The sequence below is a fragment of the Enterobacter cloacae complex sp. GYL001 genome, assembly GCF_049237125.1.
In the GTDB taxonomy this organism is placed as follows: domain Bacteria; phylum Pseudomonadota; class Gammaproteobacteria; order Enterobacterales; family Enterobacteriaceae; genus Enterobacter; species Enterobacter hormaechei_C.
In genome coordinates this window covers 1-21,205 of the sequence record NZ_JBMKGW010000028.1, presented here as the reverse complement: position 1 = coordinate 21,205, position 21,205 = coordinate 1, and the positions used below count along the sequence as shown (strand labels likewise).

Here is a 21,205-nt window from a genome sequence, read left to right as displayed (position 1 = left end):
GAAAGCAGGTATGCCTGAAAGCGTGCGTATTGCCTGAAAACACAACCCGCTACGGGGGAGACTTACCCGAAATCTGATTTATTCAACAAAGCCAAGTCTATCAGTAAAGAGAATGAGAGATCAAAGTGGTCATTTTAATTGAGCTGGATAACGGACATTTCAATTGAGCCTTGACATAAGTTGTAGTAGCAAAGTTGTAATGTCCGATAATGGCTAAGTTAAGATGTCCGGCGTGTATAATCAAGTAAGGATTACCATGACGGCTCTCGCAGCGGAGTTTTTCACATTGGATGAAGTTAACCGACTCAAAATCATTCAGGATGTCATCGACCGGCGTCTGACAACACAAATGGCAGCTCAGCGGCTTGGTATCTCCGACCGTCAGTGCCGTCGTCTGCTTGCGCGTTATCGTGAAGATGGTCCGATTGGCATGACCAGCCGCCGTCGTGGTAAATCCAGTAACAACCAGTTGCCTCAGGGACTGGCCGCATACGCGCTGAACATTATTCGCGAACGCTATAACGATTTCGGTCCGACGCTGGCCTGTGAAAAACTGTCTGAGGTGCACGGTGTTCATCTTTCCAAAGAAACCGTCCGTAAGCTGATGACTCAGGCCAGTCTGTGGGTCCCACGTAAGCAACGTGCGCCAAAAATTCAGCAACCTCGTTACCGCCGTGCCTGTGCCGGTGAACTCATACAAATCGACGGCTGCGACCACCACTGGTTTGAAAATCGGGGACCTAAGTGTACGGCACTGGTTTACGTTGATGACGCAACCAGTCGTTTAATGCAGCTTCTTTTCGTGAAATCTGAGTCTACTTTCACCTATTTTGAAGCGACCCGGGGCTATATTGAAAAACATGGCAAACCGCTTGCGCTGTACAGCGACAAAGCCAGCGTATTCAGGATCAACAATAAAAATGCAACCGGCGGCGACGGCGATACCCAGTTTGGCCGTGCGATGCATGAACTGAACATTCAGACCATTTGTGCAGAAACCAGTGCTGCCAAAGGCCGCGTTGAACGGGCGCACCTGACGCTTCAGGACCGACTGGTCAAGGAGCTCAGGCTCCAGGGCATCAGTTCCATGGAAGCTGCGAACGCATTTGCCGAAGAGTTCATGAACGATTACAACCGTCGTTTCGCAAAAGCGCCTCGCCAGGCGTTTGATGTTCATCGGGAACTGGATGTCGATGACGATCTTGATATGGTATTTAACTGGCGTGAAGCTCGTAAAGTGTCGAAATCACTCACAGTGCAATACGACAAAGTCCTTTATCTGATTGAAGACAGCGAATTCAGTCGTCGGGCGATTGGTAAATACATCGATGTCTGGCATTACCCGGATGGACATAAAGAGCTCCGGCTTAATGGCGTATCACTTCCCTACTCCACCTATGACAAGCTTTCTGAAATCGATCAGGGGGCCATTGTGGATAACAAACGTCTGGGGCGGGCCCTGGAAATGGCGCAGCTGGTCCAGGCCGAGCGGGATAATAACCGGTCGCAATCCGTACCATCCGGAGACGGCCCTTCTCGCAGGCGTAAAGCTCCCACGACGAAGAAATCCCAGCGTTCCCTGGATCAGGACGATATGTTCAATGCCCTGGTGAAACTTCAGTCACGCTCTGAAGAGATATTTGGGAAGAAACCGATTTAAAGCCCGGTAATCCATCCGGGCATGCCTGGCTGTCAGATTTTGGCCTGATTGACCCGTGCCGCGAGCTCCTGATGACTCTCTTTCCTTTCGCTGTAGCGGTCGGACAGGTAGGCTGTGTGCCCTTTCAGGAGTAACGTCATTTTGAACAACTCTTCGGTAACGTCGACAATCCTGTCATACCAGGGTGAGGGTTTCATGCGCCCTTCATCATCAAATTCCTGCCATGCCTTTGGCACTGACGACTGATTGGGGATGGTGAACATCCGCATCCAGCGGCCAAGTATCCGCATCTGATTGACCGTGTTAAACGACTGTGAACCACCACAAACCTGCATGACGGCCAGCGTTTTACCCTGGGAAGGACGAACAGCACCTTCACTCAGGGGTATCCAGTCAATCTGGGCCTTCATCACCGAGCTCATGGCGCCATGTCTTTCCGGAGAACTCCAGACCATTCCGTCACACCACCTGACCAGCTCGCGGAGTTCAAGCACTTTGGGGTGACTTTCGGGCGCATCATCGGGTAACGGCAGACCGGATGGGTTAAATATTTTCACCTCAGCCCCCATCTTTGCCAGCAACCGCCCGGCCTCTTCCGCTGCAAAACGACTGTAGGACCGCTCTCGTACTGAACCGTACAGGATGAGAATTCGCGGCATGGTTTCGTTGTTGCCCGTAAGTTTGCTGGCAAGCGCATCATCAAAATAAGCCGGTTCGATTGCTGGTAAGTCGGTCATAAAAAATCTCCATTTCATAAGCTATGCTTTAAAAGTTATCACATATGAAATACCATATGTATTGTTATTTTTTTACGAGGTTAAGCATGCTACAGCCTGTTCAGCTTTTTAAACTGCTCGCCGACGAGACCCGTTCAACTATCGTGATGCTTCTCAGGGAGTCCGGTGAAATGTGCGTCTGTGACATCTGTGCGGCAACCGCAGAGTCTCAGCCAAAAATTTCTCGCCATATGGCCCTTTTACGTGAAGCCGAGCTGGTCATCGACCGTCGCGAAGGAAAATGGGTGCATTACCGACTGTCGCCACACATGCCAGCATGGGCTGCGGGTATTATTGATACAGCCTGGAACTGTGAACGAGAAAACATACGCAACAAGCTCAGTAGCGTGGCATCTGTCTCCTGCTGATGGCGATATATATATCCGAATAAACAAATGTGAATGGAGTTTCTGATGTTACTGGCTGGTGCTATCTTTTTATTCACGCTCGTCCTGGTTATCTGGCAACCCAGAGGGCTGGGGATTGGCTGGAGTGCCTCACTGGGCGCAATTCTGGCATTGCTGACTGGCGTCGTTCATCTGGGGGATATTCCGGTGGTCTGGCAGATAGTGTGGAATGCGACCGCCACCTTTATCGCCGTGATCATCATCAGTCTTCTGCTCGACGAATCCGGCTTCTTTGAATGGGCCGCGCTGCACGTTGCCCGTTGGGGGAATGGCCGGGGGCGGCTGCTCTTCACCTGGATCGTCCTGCTTGGTGCGATGGTTGCGGCACTGTTTGCCAACGACGGTGCGGCACTGATCCTGACACCTATCGTTATCGCGATGCTGCTGGCGCTGGGATTCAGCCGGGGAGCAACCTTAGCGTTTATCATGGCCGCAGGGTTTATCGCTGACACGGCAAGCCTGCCACTGATTGTCTCAAACCTGGTGAATATCGTCTCGGCGGATTTCTTTAAGCTTGGTTTCTCAGAATATGCCGCCGTGATGGTCCCGGTTAACCTGGCCGCGATTGCGGCTACGCTGGTGATGCTGCATCTGTTTTTCCGTAAGGACATTCCCGCCGTTTACGACGTTTCTCTGTTGAAAGAACCGAAAGACGCTATACGTGATGTGAATACCTTTAAAACCGGCTGGCTGGTTCTGGTGTTGCTTCTGGTGGGATTCTTCGGACTGGAGCCGCTGGGCGTACCGGTCAGTTTGGTCGCAGCCGCTGGTGCATTGCTTCTGTTTGCTGTTGCGAAAAAAGGGCATGCCATTAACACCGGTAAGGTGCTGCGTGGTGCGCCCTGGCAAATCGTTATCTTCTCGCTGGGGATGTACCTGGTGGTCTACGGCTTACGAAATGCCGGTCTGACCCACTATCTCTCTTCCTTGCTGAATCAGCTGGCAGAGCAGGGATTGTGGGCGGCAACGCTGGGTACGGGCTTCCTGACGGCCTTCCTGTCATCAGTGATGAACAATATGCCGACCGTGCTGGTCGGGGCGCTGTCGATTGATGGCAGCACAGCGACCGGTGTTATCAAAGAAGCGATGATTTACGCCAACGTCATCGGCAGCGACCTGGGGCCAAAAATTACCCCTATCGGCAGTCTGGCAACGTTACTGTGGCTGCACGTTCTGTCGCAGAAAAATATCAAAATTACCTGGGGATATTACTTCCGGGTGGGCATTGTCATGACAATCCCCGTGCTGTTTGTCACGCTTGCAGCACTGGCGCTTCGTCTGTCTTTCACTTTGTAATGAGATACTGATATGAGCAACATTACCATTTATCACAACCCGGCCTGCGGCACGTCACGCAATACCCTTGAAATGATCCGCAACAGCGGTACAGAGCCGACCGTTATTCATTATCTTGAAACCCCACCATCACGAGCTGAGCTGGTAAAACTCATTGCGGATATGGGGATCACGGTACGAGCGCTGCTGCGTAAGAATGTCGAACCTTTTGAAGCGTTAGGGCTGGCGGAAGACCGCTTTACTGACGAGCAGTTAATCGATTTTATGTTGCAGCACCCTGTTCTGATCAATCGCCCTATCGTGGTAACGCCGCTGGGTACCCGGCTATGCCGCCCTTCTGAAGTCGTGCTGGATATTCTTCCCGATGCGCAGAAAAGCGCGTTCACGAAAGAGGACGGTGAGAAGGTAGTTGATGAAAAAGGTAACCGGCTGAACTAAACGTGTTCTTGTGACGAAGGGCGAGAGAACTCGCCCTTTTTTATTTAAGATAATCAGTGCTAACGGAGGATAAGAAGCGGTTGTTGCGTCTTTTGCAGCATTTCGGAGGTATGACTACCGATAAAGAACTGCCGCAACCTGGAATGACCGTAGGCCCCCATCACTATCAGATCGACAGCATTTTCCTCGGCGTAACGAATAAGCGCGTCCCCGACTGATTGCCCGGTAAGATGTGTTGTGCTGTTTTCTATATCCGCGTCACGTAAAATTTGCTGTGCGGTCAGCAGCTCTTCCTTCTTACCGTTTACCATGACAAGGTGGCACTCCAGCCCCCTGAGTAAGGGACTCATCGTCAGACGTTCCAGGTTACTCCTGCTTTCTTCACTGCCATCATAAGCCAGCATGACTCTGGAAGGCACTGAGTAGTTCTCCGGAACAACCAGTAGGGGTTTCTTTTGCAGACGAATAACGCTTTCCAGATGAGAGCCTACCGGATGCTGGCTACCCCGACGCCCCAGCACCATGAGACGAAGGTCGCTCAGCTCTGCCAGAACTTCATCCGGTGTACCGTGTTTTTGCATCAAAAGCACATCCGGGCTTCCCTGTTTTTGAAGCAGTTCAGCACAACTTTCCAGTATTGCTTTCCCCTGGGCCATCAGCAGGCGATTACGTTGCCCTTCAATTTCTACCAGCTCATCGGTCAGCAATTGCTGACTGTCTATGCCGAGAGTGCCGGTCAGGTCTGACACTACCGGGGTGCTGTCTTTTTCGATAACGTGCAACAGTGCTAGCTGTGATTGCAAAGTGCGGGCTGCCCACGCCGCATATTCACACACTGACCGCGTTGAAAGTGAACCGTCCACACAGGCTGTAACAGTATTATTCATAGTTTTCCCTCCAGTCTGTTAATGACCGCCCATCAGTTTTTCGACTTCTTCAGGTTTATCGTGAACACCAAACCGGTCAACGATGGTGCGGGTGGCTTCATTCATCCCACGTATTTCAACCCCGGCGCCCTCTCTACGGAACTTAATGACCACCTTATCCAGGGCGCTGACGGACGTGATGTCCCAGAAATGGGCATGTGAAACGTCTATCACCACATTCTCAATCGCTTCACGGAAATCAAAGTGGCTCGTAAAGCGGTCTGCTGATGCAAAGAATACCTGGCCGGTGACGGTATACGTCCGGCTCGTCCCCTCCAGAACTGAGGTTACACGCATGAACCGGGATACTTTAGTGGCAAAATTGAGCGAAGCAATCAGTACACCGGTCAGCACACCGAAGGCCAGATTATGTGTTGCCACCACAACCGCGACGGTGGCAAGCATGACCACGCTGGTTGAAAGGGGGTGTGTCCGCAGGTTGGCAATGGAGCGCCAGGAGAATGTCCCGATGGAAACCATAATCATCACCGCGACCAGCGCTGCCATCGGAATTTGGGAGACCCAGTTGCGCAGGAACACAATCAGGCAAAGCAGCACCACGCCCGCCGTGAGGGTTGAAAGTCGTCCGCGTCCACCGGATTTTACGTTGATAACAGATTGCCCAATCATCGCGCAGCCTGCCATTCCTCCGATAAAGGATGTGCAGATGTTCGCGATGCCCTGAGCTTTGCACTCCCTGTTTTTGTCGCTTGGCGTGTCGGTCATGTCATCCACGATAGTGGCGGTCATCATCGACTCAAGCAGGCCAACCACCGCAAGCCCCGCAGAATATGGCAGGATGATGAGCAGCGTCTGAAGATTTAAAGGCACGTCCGGGAGCAGGAAGACCGGCAGACTGTCGGGAAGTTTCCCCATATCCCCGACGGTTCGCACATCCAGATGCAGCCACATGGCAATCCCAGTCAGCACCACGATGCACACAAGCGGTGAAGGAATGGTTTTGTTGATATAAGGGAAGAGATAGATGATCCCCAGCCCTGCCGCAGTCATGGCATAAACATGCCATGTCACATTGGTCAGCTCAGGCAACTGGGCCATAAAAATCAGTATTGCCAGTGCATTAACAAACCCCGTGACCACTGAGCGTGAAACAAAACGCATCAGCCCGCCAAGCTTCAGATATCCGGCTATCAGCTGGAATACCCCGGTCAGTATGGAGGCAGCCAGTAAATACTGTAAGCCATGATCTTTCACCAGCGTCACCATCAGGAGAGCCATTGCACCGGTGGAGGACGAAATCATCGCCGGACGTCCGCCAAAGAAGGCCATAACGAGAGGAATACAGAACGCCGAGTAGAGGCCCACCTGGGGATCAACACCGGCGATAATGGAAAAGGCGATCGCTTCTGGAATGAGTGCGAGCGCGACAACAATACCGGCCAGAACGTCACCACGGACGTTACCCAGCCAGTCCTTACGCGTCGAGGACAGCAACATAGTAATTTCTCAGTTTTTAGATACAGTCAGCCCTGGAGGGCTACATTTTTACGTACGGTAAAGCACATCCGCAGACGGGATGTTATTGAGTGCGTGCTGAGGCTTGCTCAGTACGACAGAGGAAGGAAAAACTCAGGGTGGCGTAATACGCATAGCGGTTGTCAGATTCTCCATAGCGGATGTGTATATATTGTCGGCTCTGTTGTCAGGAAGAACTTACAGAACACGTCGCGTTTGAACATGAAACACTTCAAAGCAGCCCAATACTACAAATAAAGCGAATACGGGGTCAACCCAACAAGGTACTCAAACGAAGAGGTTAAGATGCGATTTTTATCCAGGAATTCAATATTATCAAAGGACATTTGAACTTTGCCCCACCCCGGACATCTCTACTTAGCTTTGACATAAGTTATTGATTCATATGTGGTTATTTTTTAACATTTACGTTTCACGTACTGATAGATTGCCTTTGAAGCCAACGCTGACCGTCATTCATCTTGATCAGGAATTTGGGCATCTTCTAAAAACACCTTTGTACGGTAATCATCTTTCCAGCCTAACCAAACTGAATCTTCACCACCGGAAGAAACAACTTTACGGTTTCCTGTGAGATTATCAGCCTGTTCTAAGCATATTGACTGCATATCAATGAGCAAATCAGCTTCTGCGACTTCCGTGCCGCCGATCGTTTCATAGCCGGAAATCAGAACAATTGCCTCAGGGTCTCTTTCGTTCAGCATGGCGATCAACTCTTTCACTTTCATTTTAAGATACCAGTAGTTTATTTGTGTGCATTGCTGATGGATTTTATAGTGCTGCCGACCTTTTTCAAGGTGCTTCCGTTGCTTCCAACGATCATGCTAACGACCTTGTTGTCTGACCTGGTATTGCCGTGGTCATCCTTTTAGAGAAATGCTCCAAAGATCAACATGGCGGCATAGGTTTTCCAGCTTGACCAATCAATCGTGGAACCAAGCAACAGATAGAATGCCAGGGCTACCAGCCCCAGCTTTACTACTAGCGCGATTATTATGGTGAAGATAGACTCATCGCGTTCGCCTTTAAGTATTTTATACCGCGTAATTAAACTGTCGTTTTTCATGTAGCATCCGTTATAGTTATTAAAGTCCTGCATTAGAAGTTGTTATTTGCCGAAGTTACCTTGTATGAGTTAACTGTGGATCCAAAAATACAAAATATAAGCTGTGCCAATTGAAAGGATTAGAAAAGCACAGTTACTAATAAAATCTACTAATGCTTGTAGCTTCTTTATTCTCACAATTGCTGGACCGTGTTCAGTAGAGGTACTACTCAGCCCTTTTGTTCTGGCACTCTCTGCTTTTCTGAAAAAATTGTAATGCAATCCTGACCGCAAGCAAAACCATGCCAAACCAGTCGTTATTACGATATTTATGTAGAAAGCATATTGAATCATTTGTTCAGTTTCGAAGCTTTCCATTGAAAACCCTTTGTTGAAATGTTGAATAAAATTATTTTTAGTAAATGTAAGCAATAAATAGAACGAATATTAATAGTGAAAGATGCAATGCCAACATCTGCTTATGATGCCTTATGAGGATTTCTTCCTTCGCATTCATTAAATCGTACATCTCATCAATATTTTTATTGCTGGTATATTCGAGACGTTCATCACGAAGTAATTTGAACTTTACCAATACGACAAGTGATTTAATAATAAAGCTCGTAAGCATAACAGTTATAGACAAAAATAAAAAATAGGCCAAATTCATATATCACTCCATGGAGATTAATAGAAAAATTTATAATAAGTAATCTCATAGAGCATTACTTGAATCTTCTTCCCATACTAAGGACTCACCGAGAAACTTAGTTAAAGATGATTTGGCATACTGTGGTTCGGAAAAAAAACGTGGGAACCAGCCGTCAAAGCTTTGGGTACCATTGTGACGATTTTCAGGCGAGACTGATAAGCGGTACCCGTCTTCGTAAGGTGAAATGCTAAATGTGTATCCATCATCTGTCTTTGAGATCAGCGTTTTGCATGTCATATGACTGTTTGCTCACAAAGTTACTTTTCTAAGATATCGAAAAGTGTGGATTAGATCATCATTCAGATAGTCTTTTCATCACAAACTTTCCTGCCCACATTATCACAATTATAAAGGTAATAAAACCGATCTGCTCCCAACGTAAATTGGTTTGCTGTTCGGAATCATCCAAATGAATTGCATAAATGTAACATCCGAAGGTAAGCGTGAGTGGAACAACAAGCATCCCTACCTTTTTAGTAATATTTCCAATAAACCACCAATAAAGAACCCAGGAAATAATAGAAGAATAAAAAATTGCTTCTGAAACTATCATATGTAACCTCTTGAATTAGTCGATGCTGTGGGTAAATAAACCCGGACCGTCAAATGATGCAATTGCAAAATATTTAGTAACCATGAATCCTTCGGTTATCTATTTCAGCCATGTATGCAGTAGGCTTTTTTAAGAGATAGATTGGTGAAACGACATTCGTTTTGACTTTATAAGCCAGAATGAAAACACCTGCGGAGCTTGCCATAAGTACCGCAAGAAGAATAGATACCGTTAACTCCTTTGGTGTTTGTATCACCGAAAGAAGAAACAATGCGCTTATGGCTGCAAAAATCCAGCAATATAATGATGCATCCATAAAACCAGCTACAACACTCGATCCAAAAAAAAACCAAAATAAACTTATTAAGATTACTGAGTTTTCATTCATGTCTGTTCCTTGTTATTACTAATTATATTATGCTTTATAGTTGACCGTCAGACTACCCACGGGTTTTGACGAACAAAGTCACGCACTCCATTTATACATGCTTTTGAGATGACTTCAAAATAAGGATGGTTTGATGGAATCATATTCCCGGTATTATCAAGAAGCATAATAGTCCCTAAAGACCGAACCAGTTGATATTCATTGAGCTTACGCTTTAGCAAAGTTTGCAATCTATAAATTGTCTCACCGGAACTGTTACCTTCGATACCTACAACAGAGACCGTACAGTTCACTTCCTGATTATCAGATTGATAATCGAACCAGTAATTTTCGTTGCAATTTCCTTTTTGCGCATGCTCAATTTTGCCAGGCCATTTTACCCATAAAGAAGAGTTGTTTTTAGATCGTAAGATCTGCTTCAGCGTTTCCAATGGATTTTTTTCATCAACCTCAGACCAGGCCGAAATAAATTCTTTCTGCATTGCCTTAGGGTCTATAACGGCAATGAAATCAAATTCCTCTTTATTGATAGAGTTGGCTCGATCTTTGAGATAAAACAGACCGAGTTTATATCCCTTTTCACTTTTCCAGTTTGCTCCCACAGGCTGATAGTCTGTATTTATAAACGGTTTGAAAGTGTGAGTGTCGGGAGAAAAAATTACTGAGGGTGCCAGCACCCGGCCTCGGTATCGTATTGGATTTACAAATATTTTTTCCCCGTCACATAACATTTCAATAATTGCTTTTGTCACAACTACTGAAATAGAAGGTCTACATGTATTTTGATTTATTTCCCCGAGGTGCGCCAAACTTCCATCCTCACTCTTCAACACCTTTGTAAGGCAAGTCGGGCAATACTGTTGATCTCTATAATAAACAGGCATGGTTAGACGACCGGAATCGTTTAGTACCAACTGAAGTAACGGATGAGGCTCTTTCATCATGGTTATTTCTTCCCTTTCACCTTTCTGGGCTTTTCGTTTGCCTGTCTCCACTGCCATGGTGGGACAGGGTTGGTGTCTGCCCATAACCCTTTTGCCTCCTTTTGTGCTGCGGATTCATATTTGATATAGCCAGGGACAATGGCGTTATCTTCGAACCGATAAACCCACGCATATCCACTGTCCACCATAGAGGCATTGATATCATATCCATCTAACCAGATGGTACCTAACATACGGCCATAGATATCCGTACCATGGTCTATCACGGTAACGATTTTAGTTGCTATAGCTGTGGTTAAGGCCTGTTTTGCTTTTTGGCCAAAAGCCTGTTTAGATTCAGGAGCGTCTATACCATACATCCGTATTTTGATGGTTGTGTTTTGAGCATCCAACGCAGTTATGGTGTCACCGTCAACAATCTTAACCACCTTTGCCTCAAAAGTTGTTGAGTTCCCCCAGGACGCCACTGGGAATACAACAATCATGATGGGCAAAAGTAACTTTGTAAAAAAAAACATCATTTCACCTGAATTTGTTGAGTACAGACATGTATCCACAAGCCTATTTACAGGCAGTATTTTAACAAGTCATTATTTCATGGGCGGGCTTAAAACCAATCTTTTTGCAACTTAAAGGCAGAATAATCACAATAAATTTAGAACCTGAACCAAAAAATAATCCAAATTAAGCGTGTTAATCTATCTCAAAGATATTATTCCTGAGAGAGTTTGGATGAAACGTTACACTCATGATCTTGAGACAGACCTGAATGATGTGGATAAAACACCATCTCTGATCCACAAAACTTTGTTAACAGCTTCGACTATTTATGACCTGAAATATCTGGCTCAGGTATTAAATGATGAAAATGGCAGTAATTGGTCCCGTGCATCCCTTAAACGTCAGGTTACATGCATACCTGAGCATTGTGATCTGAGTATCGCAGATGGACGCTATCTACAGACTTTAATACCTTCACGACCTGCTGATTATGAGGACAGGCACTTTAGCTTTATCGATCTGTTTGCAGGGATAGGTGGACTGCGAAGCGGATTTGATGCCATCGGTGGTAAATGTCTTTTCACGAGCGAATGGAATACTTATTCCAGCCGTACTTACCGGGCGAACTGGTATTGCGATGAGAACGAGCACCGCTTCAATTCAGACATCCGTGACATCACTCTTAGCAACCGGCCCGAGGTTACTGATGACGAGGCATACAAATTTATCGATGCCTCTATCCCGGATCATGATGTTCTTCTTGCGGGATTTCCATGCCAGCCATTCAGCATCGCCGGTGTCAGTAAAAAGAACTCTATGGGTCGCAAACACGGTTTCGAGTGCGACACTCAGGGTACGCTCTTCTTTGATGTGGCCAGGATCATCCGGGCAAAACAACCTGCAATTTTTGTTCTGGAAAACGTAAAAAATCTGAAGAGTCACGATAAGGGTAATACCTTTAACATCATCATGAAAACGCTCGATGAGCTTGGCTACGACGTCGCAAACAGCGAAAGCACGGGCGCGGATGATCCTAAAGTCATCGATGGCCGTCATTTCCGACCCCAGCACCGTGAACGTATCGTCCTTATTGGTTTTCGCCGCGACCTACGTCTGAAAGACGGTTTTACTCTGAGAGATATTAAAGACTTTTATCCGGACAAGCGCCCTTCTCTCTCAGATTTACTGGATCCGAGCGTAGATAGTAAATACATCCTCTCCCCTAAACTCTGGGAGTACTTATACAACTATGCAAAGAAACATGCGGCAAAAGGCAATGGTTTTGGTTTTGGACTAGTAGATCCTTCCAATGTTAATAGTGTCACCAGAACCCTCTCAAGCCGCTATATGAAAGACGGATCTGAAATTCTTATTGATCGGGGCTGGTCTCATGAGCTGGGAGAAACTGATTTCCATAACACATACAACATGGACCGTCGGCCACGCATGCTAACGCCACGTGAATGCAGCAGGCTAATGGGCTTCGATAAACCCGGGGAAAGTGTTTTCCGTATCCCTGTGTCCAATACACAGGCTTACAGACAGTTTGGGAACTCCGTGGTCGTTGATGTCTTTGCGGCCGTCGCCAAACTGCTGAAGTCTCGAATTGAATTTGCAGCCTCCCAGCGCTTGCGGCAGTTTTACGACGAAGTCAGCTGACCTGAGCTCCTTCATCAATTTAAATGCTTAAGATTGTTGTAATAATGTCAGAGGTCAACCATGACGTATTTCGAATCAGCTGAAGGTGAGACGGTATCTAAAGAACGAGCATTACAAGAACTGTCCAGGCATTGCGTTCCCGAAACAGATTTCGAAGAATTCTTTAGCGACATGGGCGTAAAGGAACAGTATGACGCTCAGGAAGTGTTGCTTTGGTTGGGATATTAAACTTCCTGTTTAGGAGACTACTATGAGCCAAAAATTCGCAGTGATGATTGCTTACGACGACGATCCAAACGTCAAAAGGTACTCACCTGACTTTCAAACGCAGGATGAGTTTGCTAAAGGGTGGCAGTCGGCTCTTAAAAAGGCACACCACACCTCAGGTCAAAAATCAGTCATCACCTGCGGATGTCGTGGAAAAGGAGAAAAGCGACTTTATGTTCGTGCTTTACCGAACGGTGATGCCTTTATTCTCGTCAAAGCCGCTAACACGGGCATTGAGCATGATCCTTCCTGTGTATTCTTCTCCCTTGATGCCCGGCATACCGGCCTGAAAGGATATGCGAGTGGTGTGGTCCGGATTACAACCGAAGGTGATATGGCTGTAAGGCTCGGTATCGGTATGACAGAGAAAGATCCTCCTGAAAAATCAGAAGTGCCTCCCCTGCCCCATGTTCAGCGACCAGAAGGAGGTCAGGCCTCAATGACCCTCCTGGGCTTGCTTAGTCTTTTGTGGACAGAGTCTGGTCTGAATGTCTGGTACCCGAAAATGGCAGGGAAACGTAACGATTCACTGGTACGGTATCGTCTGCTTGAAACCGCTAAACAAATTCGTACCGGCAGAGCCTGCATAGGTGACCATTTATTCATTGGTGTACCTGACCCGAAACAACCTGTCGCTCAGTCGCAAATTCAGCGTCTTTCATCACAGGCGATGAGTGATAAACGTCTCATGCTCCTGTCAGTTTTACCTCGCTACGATGCTGAAAAGCATGAGAAGCCACTTAAATTTTTACCCCTGCGGAATTTTGGGGGGCTACCGCTGATTTTTTTCAATTCAGAAGGCCATTGGGATAGCGTAAAGAAACGATTTTCATCGGAGTACGCAGCATGGAAATCCGGGGCGAAAATAGTTGTCTTTGCGTTGACGTCACCAGCTGCGGTAACCGGCAGAGGCCCTTCTGTAAGAGCTCATCAAATTGTGCTGATGCACGTTAGCGAGAACTGGATACCTCTGGACTCCTCCTATGAGGCGGTTGTTGCAGAAAAGCTGGATGCAGAGCACCGGCAGTACGTTAAGCCCATGCGTTATGATGCGAGTATTAGTGAGGTGTTCCCTGACTTCTACCTGCTCGACACAAAAAGCGATAAGCCGTTCCCGATGGAAGTATTTGGTATGGCCACTCCTGCTTATCTGGCCCGAAAGCAACTCAAAAAAGATTATTACAACCGTGAATATGGGCCTTATGGATGGTGGCACTGGGATGCGACCACAGCATCTGAAACTATGGTGCTGCCTCATTTTCCAGAATCACGTAAACCTCTTTCAACTGGCACACCTGCTTAAAATGGAGAAAAAATGTCATACATGCTTTCACTAAGCGAACAGACAAAACTGAACGCTTTCCTGTCAGGGATCCTTGATGATTACAAGACTGGGGTTATCACTCAGATACAAGCTGTTGGTAAAATCGGTAACGTGTTTTCTGCACTGGAAAGTGGAGACTCAAAAAAGGTAGTGCATTTGTTGACTGAAGGACGAAAACTCCTGCGGACGGGCTGAATGTCCGCAGAAGGTCTACTGTGCCAGGGGATGCAGAGAAGTCTATCAACCTGGCTTCATTTATCATGATGTTTTTCTACTACGCGGCTGTTTTGACTTTCCAGTACCTCCCCCTGCCATTGCACCAGTCAATGTATCAATGGTGCCTTTCAGGGATTCTGAGATTGTTTTCTCTGCCTCCAGGGTAGCTTCCAGCTTCATTACTTTGGACTGGAGCGTTTTTAATTCACTGCTTTGTTCAGCCACTTCCGCTTCATAGCCCTGGCTGACCAAAGTTACTTTTTTCAGGTCGGCGCTCAGCGACTCGTTTAGTTTATGGAGTTCAGTAAGCTCGGCATTCACCGCCACCAGGTCACCCTCCTTCCCGGACAGTGCACTTTTCAGCTCAGCACAGAGGTTCTGTGCAGCAATCAATTCCTGTTCAAACCTGTCCCTCTCTGCCTTTGTATCTGACACAGTCTGACTTAACTGGTCGCATTGTCTGGAAAGACCGGCATTATCAGAACGCTGAGTGTTGATCTCTTCGTTCAGCTTTTTTTGATATTCAAGGTGACCAGCGATCTCTGTTTTACGTTCAGCCAGTTGCTGGGAGAGTGAGTCATTTGACTGCTGTGCGAGGCTTAATTCATGCCGTGTGCTATCTAACTGGTGATGGCAGGTTTCGAGTTCTGCTTCGGCAACATTCAGCCTTGTTTCTAACTCCTTGACGGTACTGTCCCGGATCTCTAATCGACCCTGTAGCGCCTGATTCTCAAGTTTCAGCTCATCCATATCGGTAGCGCTTTGCTCAAGCCGCTGTAAAAGCTGCGTTACCTCCTCCTCCAGCTGCATGCTACGTGCTTCAGCTTTTTTAACACTATCACTCTGTATTGCGGTATAGCTTCTACGGTAGTGCCAGGTGATGTACGAGATAATATCGCCGAGTGCAACCTTCACCTCATCGGGTATATCCAGGTAACGGGCCTCTTCAGGAACCTCTTTAACATACTTCTGGTACTCAGCGAACATCTCCTGTGACCTTGCAAACGAGCCGCCAACAGCGTTTCTGAGCCAGTGAACTTTGAAGCTCAGATCGATATTTTCCGGGTTAATTTTTTTCTCTTCGCACAGACGTTCGATTGCATTGAAGTAATCGATCATCGCAATAGATGAGTACCTTGAACGACCCATTTCCTTTGATTTTTCTGTGGATTCGCTGCGGATGTCATTCTGCACCTCTGGCGAGGTAGCATCGTTCAGGCTTTTTTCTTTATCGTTTTCGATCATCATTTTTTTCCTGCGGCCGGAAGCTGGTTTGCAAAATATATGCTGATAAGATCGTTCAGAGCATTCAGAAGCGAGATACTGTCGATACAAATATGAACGTTTCCATTCTCAAACAGGCGACACCGCCAGCCATTCTCATCGCAGACCTCGCCTGTGAAATCTGTATTTCTCATGGCCGTCAGCCTGTCGACCATACTCAGCCCACCGCCGGTTGCAGGTGTTGGAGTATCAGAACAGATGCATACAATATTCTCAAAGTCGCGTAAACAAAAGTGATTGTCCTGCGAGAAACCGTTGTACCTCAGTACGTTCACACCAGGAAAAATCCCCCGAAGAACAAGCTTTTTCGGCATTGTATATTGCCGTGCATTGCTTTTAAAACTTCGGTCAAGCTTGTTGAGAACATCAACGAAACCTTCTGCAAGCGTGTCTCGTCTGTTAGCCAGTGCATGCTGTAATGTTCCCTTAACAATCTCCAGGGAAGCGACGGGCGGATCCGTACGTAGGGATTCGTTAAAGGCTTCTTTTTGCTTATGGTTCCAGTACCGGTCCATACCTATTTCTTCAAAGAGCCTTTTCCACGTTTTACGGTCAATTTCCTTACGCCCCTCCTCGATGGTGCGATCCAGTGACGACGGAAGACCAAATGCGTTGGGCTGCATAATTCTGCTGGTGAAGAGAGAGAGACCGCACAGTTCCGACGCTTCCGAGATTAACCGCATCCCTTCTTCGAATTTCTGCATGGCCATATCCCGGGCGCTGATGAGCTGCCCTGTCCGGCTCGCCGGTACTGGCTCAGAACCCTGGTTTTGAGTCATTTTACACTCCATTTTGGTATGTCAGAACATTTTGATTTGAGCAAAGGTAGGTGTACACAGACATTAAAGTTGTCTCCTTTAACATGAAAAAGACTTTAAAGTTGTCTACTTCTTCAGATAGACCTACTTAACAGGATACTAAGTAGGTCATCTCCTTTCTCGCGTAGCATCTCTCGACGTTCACAGCAGAGGACACGTTTCAAAATGTCATCCAAAATTTTTTTCCATTATCTGACGTTGGGTGATTTTGATGGTCAGCGAGTAGAGGCTTTAACAATGTGGGTTGCCCTGAGCAAAGTAAGGGAAGTAGATGTACCAGAAATGTACGCGTTGCCTTGCATGAAGGGGGGCATCTTAAAGCTCATTGATTAAACAAACTCACTATGCCGCTACAAACAGCCCAAAACCGTCACTTGATAACGTGTTATTTAGATAAATTAATGCTCAGGGCTTTTAGCCAAACTGTCACTTGATGTAAGAATCCAGAACCTTCAGCACAACGTCCAGGTCTTCTTCTCGTTTCTGTTCTTCACTTTCATGAACAATATGTTCAGTCAAATGTCCTTTAATCACTTCACGCAATAAACCATTCACGGCACCACGTATGGCGGCTATTTGTTGCAGTACAGCGGCACATTCGTGAGGTTCATCAAGCATTTTTTTCAGCGCAGCAACCTGCCCCTGGATCTTGCTTGTACGTGCTTTCAGTTTTTGTTTATCGCGGATGGTATGTGACATGTGGGCTCTCACTCTCCTGGATATTTTATGTAACTATACCAGCGTTATTCTACTGGGGGGTAGTATATTTTACTGGGGGGGAGTAGAATCCGGCCTACACTTAATAACCAAGAATGATTCTCATGAACGAATTTACGACACTTCTTCAGCAAGGCAACGCATGGTTTTTCATCCCCAGCGCCATTCTGCTTGGCGCGCTTCATGGACTGGAGCCCGGGCACTCCAAAACAATGATGGCAGCATTCATCATTGCTATAAAAGGCACCGTACGTCAGGCCGTGATGCTGGGTGTCGCGGCAACATTGTCGCACACTGCAGTCGTATGGCTGATTGCTTTTGGAGGGATGTATATCAGTAATAAATTTACCGCAGAATCAGCCGAACCCTGGCTACAGATGGTCTCTTCAGTGATCATCCTTGGTACGGCTTTTTGGATGTTCTGGCGAACCTGGAGCGGTGAGAAAAACTGGCTGGAGGGAATGCAGGAGAATGAACATCATCACCATGACGAAACAAGGTTGATCGATACTGGCCATGGAAAAGTTGAACTGTCCATTTTTGAAGAAGGACAACTTCCCCACTGGCGGCTACGCACTCTTAGTGGCCAAAGATGGGCTTCTGAAGATATCTCATTAACCACACTTCGGGAAAACAGTACGATCTCTCAGACTTTTGAATTTGTTGATCATGGTGATTATCTGGAGTCAACATCTCCCATCCCTGAGCCTCACAGTTTCAACGTACGTCTGTCTCTGGGACATCGTGGTCATGTCCATGACTATGATGTGGCGTTCGCTGAACACGACCATGACCATGACCACTCTGAGCTTGATGGGCTGGATGTGAATTCGAAAGAGTATCAGGACGCTCACGAACTGGCTCATGCCAATGACATAAAACGCCGCTTCGACGGGAAAGAAGTAACCAACGGGCAAATCCTGATATTTGGACTGACAGGAGGGCTTATCCCTTGCCCGGCAGCTATAACTGTATTGTTGATCTGCCTTCAGCTTAAAGCGCTTACGCTGGGTGCCACACTGGTTGTTTGTTTCAGTATCGGCCTGGCATTGACCCTCGTAACGGTTGGAGTGGGTGCGGCGATCAGCGTTCGTCAGGTCGCCAAACGCTGGAGTGGCTTCAATACCATCGCCAGAAGAGCCCCCTATATTTCAAGCGCCCTGATTGCTGCTGTTGGGATTTACATGGGTATACATGGCTGGAATGGGCTGGTGCATTAACACCGGTACTGATGACACACACTCTGGGTACTTACAAAGTACATCCTAAGCGCCACCGTTGAGGTTATGAGCAGAAAAACCCGGAATATAAAGCTGCTCTTTCCGGGACTTGTTGCTGAGGCAGGGATTAAGTAACTGATTAAATCCATTCCCATAAGACTCAATGATAAATGAAAGAATAAAAAAAACGCTCCCGGACGGGAGCGTAAGCCAGTGACTTCGGCGTCAAATGAGGGTCTAACAAGTGGAGCTGCGGGTTAATTCTGGGTGATCTGGCTGCGATGCTTTTCAGCCTGCTGCTGATGAATAACGGAAGACTGACCATTATTCGCCTTCTCGTGCACAACAGCGGCTTTTTCATGCTCGTTCATTTCTGAAAATGACGTTGCTGATTCGTTGGTGGCCCCTGGTTTGCCTTTCATCATTTTTTTATGCATCTCCGCCATGTCCTGGTGGGCAGAAGCGTTGCCGTTTTGCATCATTTCATGGGACATTGCAGCCTGATCGTGTCCGCTCATATCCATCATTGTCATACTGTCTCCCTGAACAGCGCTTTTTTCAGAGGTTGACTGCATCTGATGGGCGGGTGCCTGGGCATTATTTACCTGGTCATGCATGTTCATTGTCTCTGCAGCCATGGCGGATGAAGCGACAGCCATAATGGCAACAAATGATACAAGGATCTTTTTCATGGTTGGGTCTCCGGTGTTTTCATACCCAAACAATCAACGGCTTATAACAGAGAAAGCATTTGATCTCAGGGCGGGTTATTCATCACTCCAGGAACCAGGCGATTGCGTTATCACTCTGCTCCTGATTTATGTATGATTATAAAAAACCGCCTCTGTTTATCGCGTGACTGAATGATGACAATTTTGTCACCTTCCAGGTTTCTCCTGAAGAACGGGATTAATCCATTAACAGGCGCACACTGAACACAATTTCCCGCCCCTGCTGTTCTGCTGACAGCTCGCCGCCATGAGCATGAATGATCGACCTTGTAATTGATAATCCCAGCCCCGCGCCTTCCGTGTTGTGGACCCTTGATGAATCAGCTCGATAGAACCGATCAAACAAACGTTCCAGATTAGCGGGAACCTGGCCGGACATCGTATTCGTAATCATCACGTTCACACAGTCACTGTCACGCTCAAGGTGTATCGCTGTACAGGTGTTATCGGGAGAATACTTGATTGCATTGGAAAGCAGGTTACTGAAAGCACGTCGCAGCATATCGCTGTCTCCGGCAACAACGCCCTCTCCTTCAACGGTGATTGTCTTTCCTGTTTCGTCTGCCAGAGGCTCGAACAGCTCACGTAATTCATTCAGTTCGGCGGCCAGATCCACATCATGTTTATCCAGCTGCAGCAGACCATGCTCTGAACGTGCCAGAAAAAGCATATCACTGGTCATTCGTGACAACCTTTTCAGTTCTTCCAGGTAAGCGAATAAGATTTCGCGGTAATGCGAAACATCCCTTTCCTTAGCCAGTGCAAACTGCGTCTGCATCATCAGATTACTGACCGCTGTGCGCAGCTCATGCGCGATGTCAGACGAGAAATCTGACAGTTTCCGGAATGACCCCTCCAGGCGATCGAACATGTTATTGAACTCCTGCATGGTCTCAGAAATTTCCGGCGGAGCCAAATCGGGATTAAGACGCTGATCCAGGCTGTGTACGGTCATGGAGGAAGCCAGACTGGTCATTTCCCGTAGCGGTTTCAGACCAATACGTGTGGTCAGCCAGCCCAGAAAAACAGAAATAAAGACCAGACCGATATTGAACCAGAACAGCCAGGTACTGAGCTTATCCATAAACAGGGTGTGATACCCAGTATCCGTGGCAACCGTAATGATGACATGTTTGCTTTTACCCTGTTCCGGCGTCACGGCAACCCGCCGCGAGATACTGCGGTACACGGTGTTATTTTCTTCCGTCTGGATCATATAGTCGAGAATATCACCCGACTTATTAAGCAGGACCGCTGGAACAACAGAATTTTTGGCATAGAGTTCAACAATTTTTTCATTTTCCATGTTTTTTATAGAAATGAATAAACCATTGTGCCCTACCATCGCATCGTTTATTTTTTCTGATAATGACTTAATATCCGTTTTGTTCCGGAACGTCTCTGTTTTAAGAAACTCTTCGGTGAGCTGAAGTTTACCTGTCAGAAAATCGCGGTCCTGATTATCGAAATAGCCATTAAGGGTGCTAATCAGGATAAAACTTGATAACCACCATACCGTAAGCATCACCGCGGCTTTGTTGAATAAATCGAACTTTTGCTGAGTTGAAGGATCAGATCACGCATCTTCCCGACAACGCAGACCGTTCCGTGGCAAAGCAAAAGTTCAAAATCACCAACTGGCCCACCTACAATAAAGCCCTCATCAACCGTGGCTCCATAACTTTCTGGCTGGATGATGAAGCTATTCAGGCCTGGTATGAGTCGGCAGCGCCTTCTTCACGAGGCAGACCTCAGCGCTATTCTGACCTTGCCATCACGACTGTGCTGGTCATTAAACGCGTATTCAGGCTGACCCTGCGCGCTGC

24 protein-coding genes are annotated in these 21,205 nt (G+C 47.1%); 10 read left to right on the top strand and 14 right to left on the bottom strand.

What is annotated here, in order from left to right:
• Positions 1 to 256 precede the first annotated feature (256 nt).
• Positions 257 to 1,660, top strand: coding sequence for an ISNCY family transposase (locus ACOTWU_RS24185; protein WP_000125668.1), 1,404 nt, complete (start codon positions 257 to 259; stop codon positions 1,658 to 1,660).
• A gap of 32 nt (positions 1,661 to 1,692) precedes the next feature.
• Here the strand turns inward: ACOTWU_RS24185 and arsH are convergent, their stop codons facing one another.
• On the bottom strand, positions 1,693 to 2,397 hold the full coding sequence (arsH, locus tag ACOTWU_RS24180) for an arsenical resistance protein ArsH (RefSeq protein ID WP_000130816.1): 705 nt from the start codon (positions 2,395 to 2,397) through the stop codon (positions 1,693 to 1,695).
• Positions 2,398 to 2,483: 86 nt separating this feature from the next.
• Between arsH and ACOTWU_RS24175 the strand changes: the two genes are divergently transcribed.
• The 3 genes from ACOTWU_RS24175 to arsC are packed head-to-tail and all read left to right on the top strand — an operon-like array spanning position 2,484 to position 4,577.
• The gene (locus ACOTWU_RS24175) at positions 2,484 to 2,804 is read left to right on the top strand and encodes a transcriptional regulator (protein ID WP_000941305.1); all 321 of its coding nucleotides are present in this window, start codon (positions 2,484 to 2,486) and stop codon (positions 2,802 to 2,804) included.
• Positions 2,805 to 2,849: 45 nt separating this feature from the next.
• A complete protein-coding gene (locus tag ACOTWU_RS24170) occupies positions 2,850 to 4,139 on the top strand; it encodes an arsenic transporter (protein WP_000922628.1) in 1,290 nt (429 codons plus the stop codon).
• A gap of 12 nt (positions 4,140 to 4,151) precedes the next feature.
• Entirely contained in the window at positions 4,152 to 4,577 is a 426-nt protein-coding gene (gene arsC, locus ACOTWU_RS24165) for a glutaredoxin-dependent arsenate reductase (RefSeq protein ID WP_000065802.1), read from the top strand.
• Between the two features lie 59 nt (positions 4,578 to 4,636).
• Here arsC and ACOTWU_RS24160 read toward each other — a convergent pair whose 3' ends face one another.
• From ACOTWU_RS24160 to ACOTWU_RS24125, 8 genes are all read right to left on the bottom strand, one after another.
• Positions 4,637 to 5,464 (bottom strand): universal stress protein, encoded by an 828-nt coding sequence (locus tag ACOTWU_RS24160; RefSeq protein ID WP_001066652.1) that lies wholly within the window; start codon positions 5,462 to 5,464, stop codon positions 4,637 to 4,639.
• An 18-nt stretch (positions 5,465 to 5,482) separates the two neighbouring features.
• Positions 5,483 to 6,961: a SulP family inorganic anion transporter gene (locus tag ACOTWU_RS24155; RefSeq protein ID WP_000927306.1), complete on the bottom strand. Its 1,479-nt coding sequence runs from the start codon at positions 6,959 to 6,961 to the stop codon at positions 5,483 to 5,485.
• A gap of 491 nt (positions 6,962 to 7,452) precedes the next feature.
• Entirely contained in the window at positions 7,453 to 7,728 is a 276-nt protein-coding gene (locus ACOTWU_RS24150) for a hypothetical protein (RefSeq protein WP_000864986.1), read from the bottom strand.
• A gap of 140 nt (positions 7,729 to 7,868) precedes the next feature.
• On the bottom strand, positions 7,869 to 8,066 hold the full coding sequence (locus tag ACOTWU_RS24145; RefSeq protein WP_001371914.1) for a hypothetical protein: 198 nt from the start codon (positions 8,064 to 8,066) through the stop codon (positions 7,869 to 7,871).
• Between the two features lie 986 nt (positions 8,067 to 9,052).
• Entirely contained in the window at positions 9,053 to 9,310 is a 258-nt protein-coding gene (locus ACOTWU_RS24140; protein ID WP_000637193.1) for a hypothetical protein, read from the bottom strand.
• Between the two features lie 73 nt (positions 9,311 to 9,383).
• Positions 9,384 to 9,698, bottom strand: coding sequence for a hypothetical protein (locus ACOTWU_RS24135; RefSeq protein WP_001005009.1), 315 nt, complete (start codon positions 9,696 to 9,698; stop codon positions 9,384 to 9,386).
• 47 nt (positions 9,699 to 9,745) lie between these two features.
• Positions 9,746 to 10,642: a hypothetical protein gene (locus ACOTWU_RS24130; protein ID WP_000975181.1), complete on the bottom strand. Its 897-nt coding sequence runs from the start codon at positions 10,640 to 10,642 to the stop codon at positions 9,746 to 9,748.
• Positions 10,643 to 10,644: 2 nt separating this feature from the next.
• Positions 10,645 to 11,160 (bottom strand): thermonuclease family protein, encoded by a 516-nt coding sequence (locus ACOTWU_RS24125; RefSeq protein ID WP_000464825.1) that lies wholly within the window; start codon positions 11,158 to 11,160, stop codon positions 10,645 to 10,647.
• Between the two features lie 214 nt (positions 11,161 to 11,374).
• Between ACOTWU_RS24125 and ACOTWU_RS24120 the strand changes: the two genes are divergently transcribed.
• Genes ACOTWU_RS24120 through ACOTWU_RS24105 form a run of 4 tightly spaced genes read left to right on the top strand, consistent with a single transcriptional unit; the run spans position 11,375 to position 14,588 of the window.
• Complete coding sequence (locus ACOTWU_RS24120; protein ID WP_000833380.1) at positions 11,375 to 12,802, top strand: DNA cytosine methyltransferase; 1,428 nt, start codon at positions 11,375 to 11,377, stop codon at positions 12,800 to 12,802.
• 60 nt (positions 12,803 to 12,862) lie between these two features.
• A complete protein-coding gene (locus ACOTWU_RS24115; RefSeq protein ID WP_000220758.1) occupies positions 12,863 to 13,030 on the top strand; it encodes a hypothetical protein in 168 nt (55 codons plus the stop codon).
• A gap of 22 nt (positions 13,031 to 13,052) precedes the next feature.
• A complete protein-coding gene (locus tag ACOTWU_RS24110) occupies positions 13,053 to 14,372 on the top strand; it encodes a DUF1173 family protein (protein WP_000078513.1) in 1,320 nt (439 codons plus the stop codon).
• Between the two features lie 12 nt (positions 14,373 to 14,384).
• Positions 14,385 to 14,588 carry a hypothetical protein gene (locus tag ACOTWU_RS24105; protein WP_000121164.1) on the top strand — a complete coding sequence of 68 codons (204 nt, stop codon included), beginning with the start codon at positions 14,385 to 14,387 and terminating at the stop codon, positions 14,586 to 14,588.
• Positions 14,589 to 14,651: 63 nt separating this feature from the next.
• Here ACOTWU_RS24105 and ACOTWU_RS24100 read toward each other — a convergent pair whose 3' ends face one another.
• From ACOTWU_RS24100 to rcnR, 3 genes are all read right to left on the bottom strand, one after another.
• Positions 14,652 to 15,857 carry a hypothetical protein gene (locus ACOTWU_RS24100; RefSeq protein ID WP_001371952.1) on the bottom strand — a complete coding sequence of 402 codons (1,206 nt, stop codon included), beginning with the start codon at positions 15,855 to 15,857 and terminating at the stop codon, positions 14,652 to 14,654.
• Positions 15,854 to 16,672, bottom strand: a complete 819-nt coding sequence (locus ACOTWU_RS24095; RefSeq protein ID WP_000193207.1) for a DUF4942 domain-containing protein — start codon at positions 16,670 to 16,672, stop codon at positions 15,854 to 15,856. The genes ACOTWU_RS24100 and ACOTWU_RS24095 overlap by 4 nt, the downstream gene beginning before the upstream one ends.
• Positions 16,673 to 17,137: 465 nt before the next feature.
• A complete protein-coding gene (gene rcnR / locus ACOTWU_RS24090) occupies positions 17,138 to 17,410 on the bottom strand; it encodes a Ni(II)/Co(II)-binding transcriptional repressor RcnR (RefSeq protein WP_000019951.1) in 273 nt (90 codons plus the stop codon).
• Between the two features lie 122 nt (positions 17,411 to 17,532).
• Here rcnR and ACOTWU_RS24085 point away from each other — a divergent pair, with 122 nt between their 5' ends.
• Positions 17,533 to 18,648 (top strand): nickel/cobalt efflux protein RcnA, encoded by a 1,116-nt coding sequence (locus tag ACOTWU_RS24085; RefSeq protein ID WP_001572377.1) that lies wholly within the window; start codon positions 17,533 to 17,535, stop codon positions 18,646 to 18,648.
• A gap of 257 nt (positions 18,649 to 18,905) precedes the next feature.
• Here the strand turns inward: ACOTWU_RS24085 and ACOTWU_RS24080 are convergent, their stop codons facing one another.
• On the bottom strand, positions 18,906 to 19,340 hold the full coding sequence (locus tag ACOTWU_RS24080; protein WP_000723070.1) for a hypothetical protein: 435 nt from the start codon (positions 19,338 to 19,340) through the stop codon (positions 18,906 to 18,908).
• A 217-nt stretch (positions 19,341 to 19,557) separates the two neighbouring features.
• Positions 19,558 to 20,904: a copper resistance membrane spanning protein PcoS gene (gene pcoS, locus ACOTWU_RS24075; protein WP_004248839.1), complete on the bottom strand. Its 1,347-nt coding sequence runs from the start codon at positions 20,902 to 20,904 to the stop codon at positions 19,558 to 19,560.
• 38 nt (positions 20,905 to 20,942) lie between these two features.
• Between pcoS and ACOTWU_RS24070 the strand changes: the two genes are divergently transcribed.
• On the top strand, positions 20,943 to 21,205 hold a 263-nt coding region (locus ACOTWU_RS24070), incomplete at its 3' end, for a transposase (protein ID WP_176719616.1).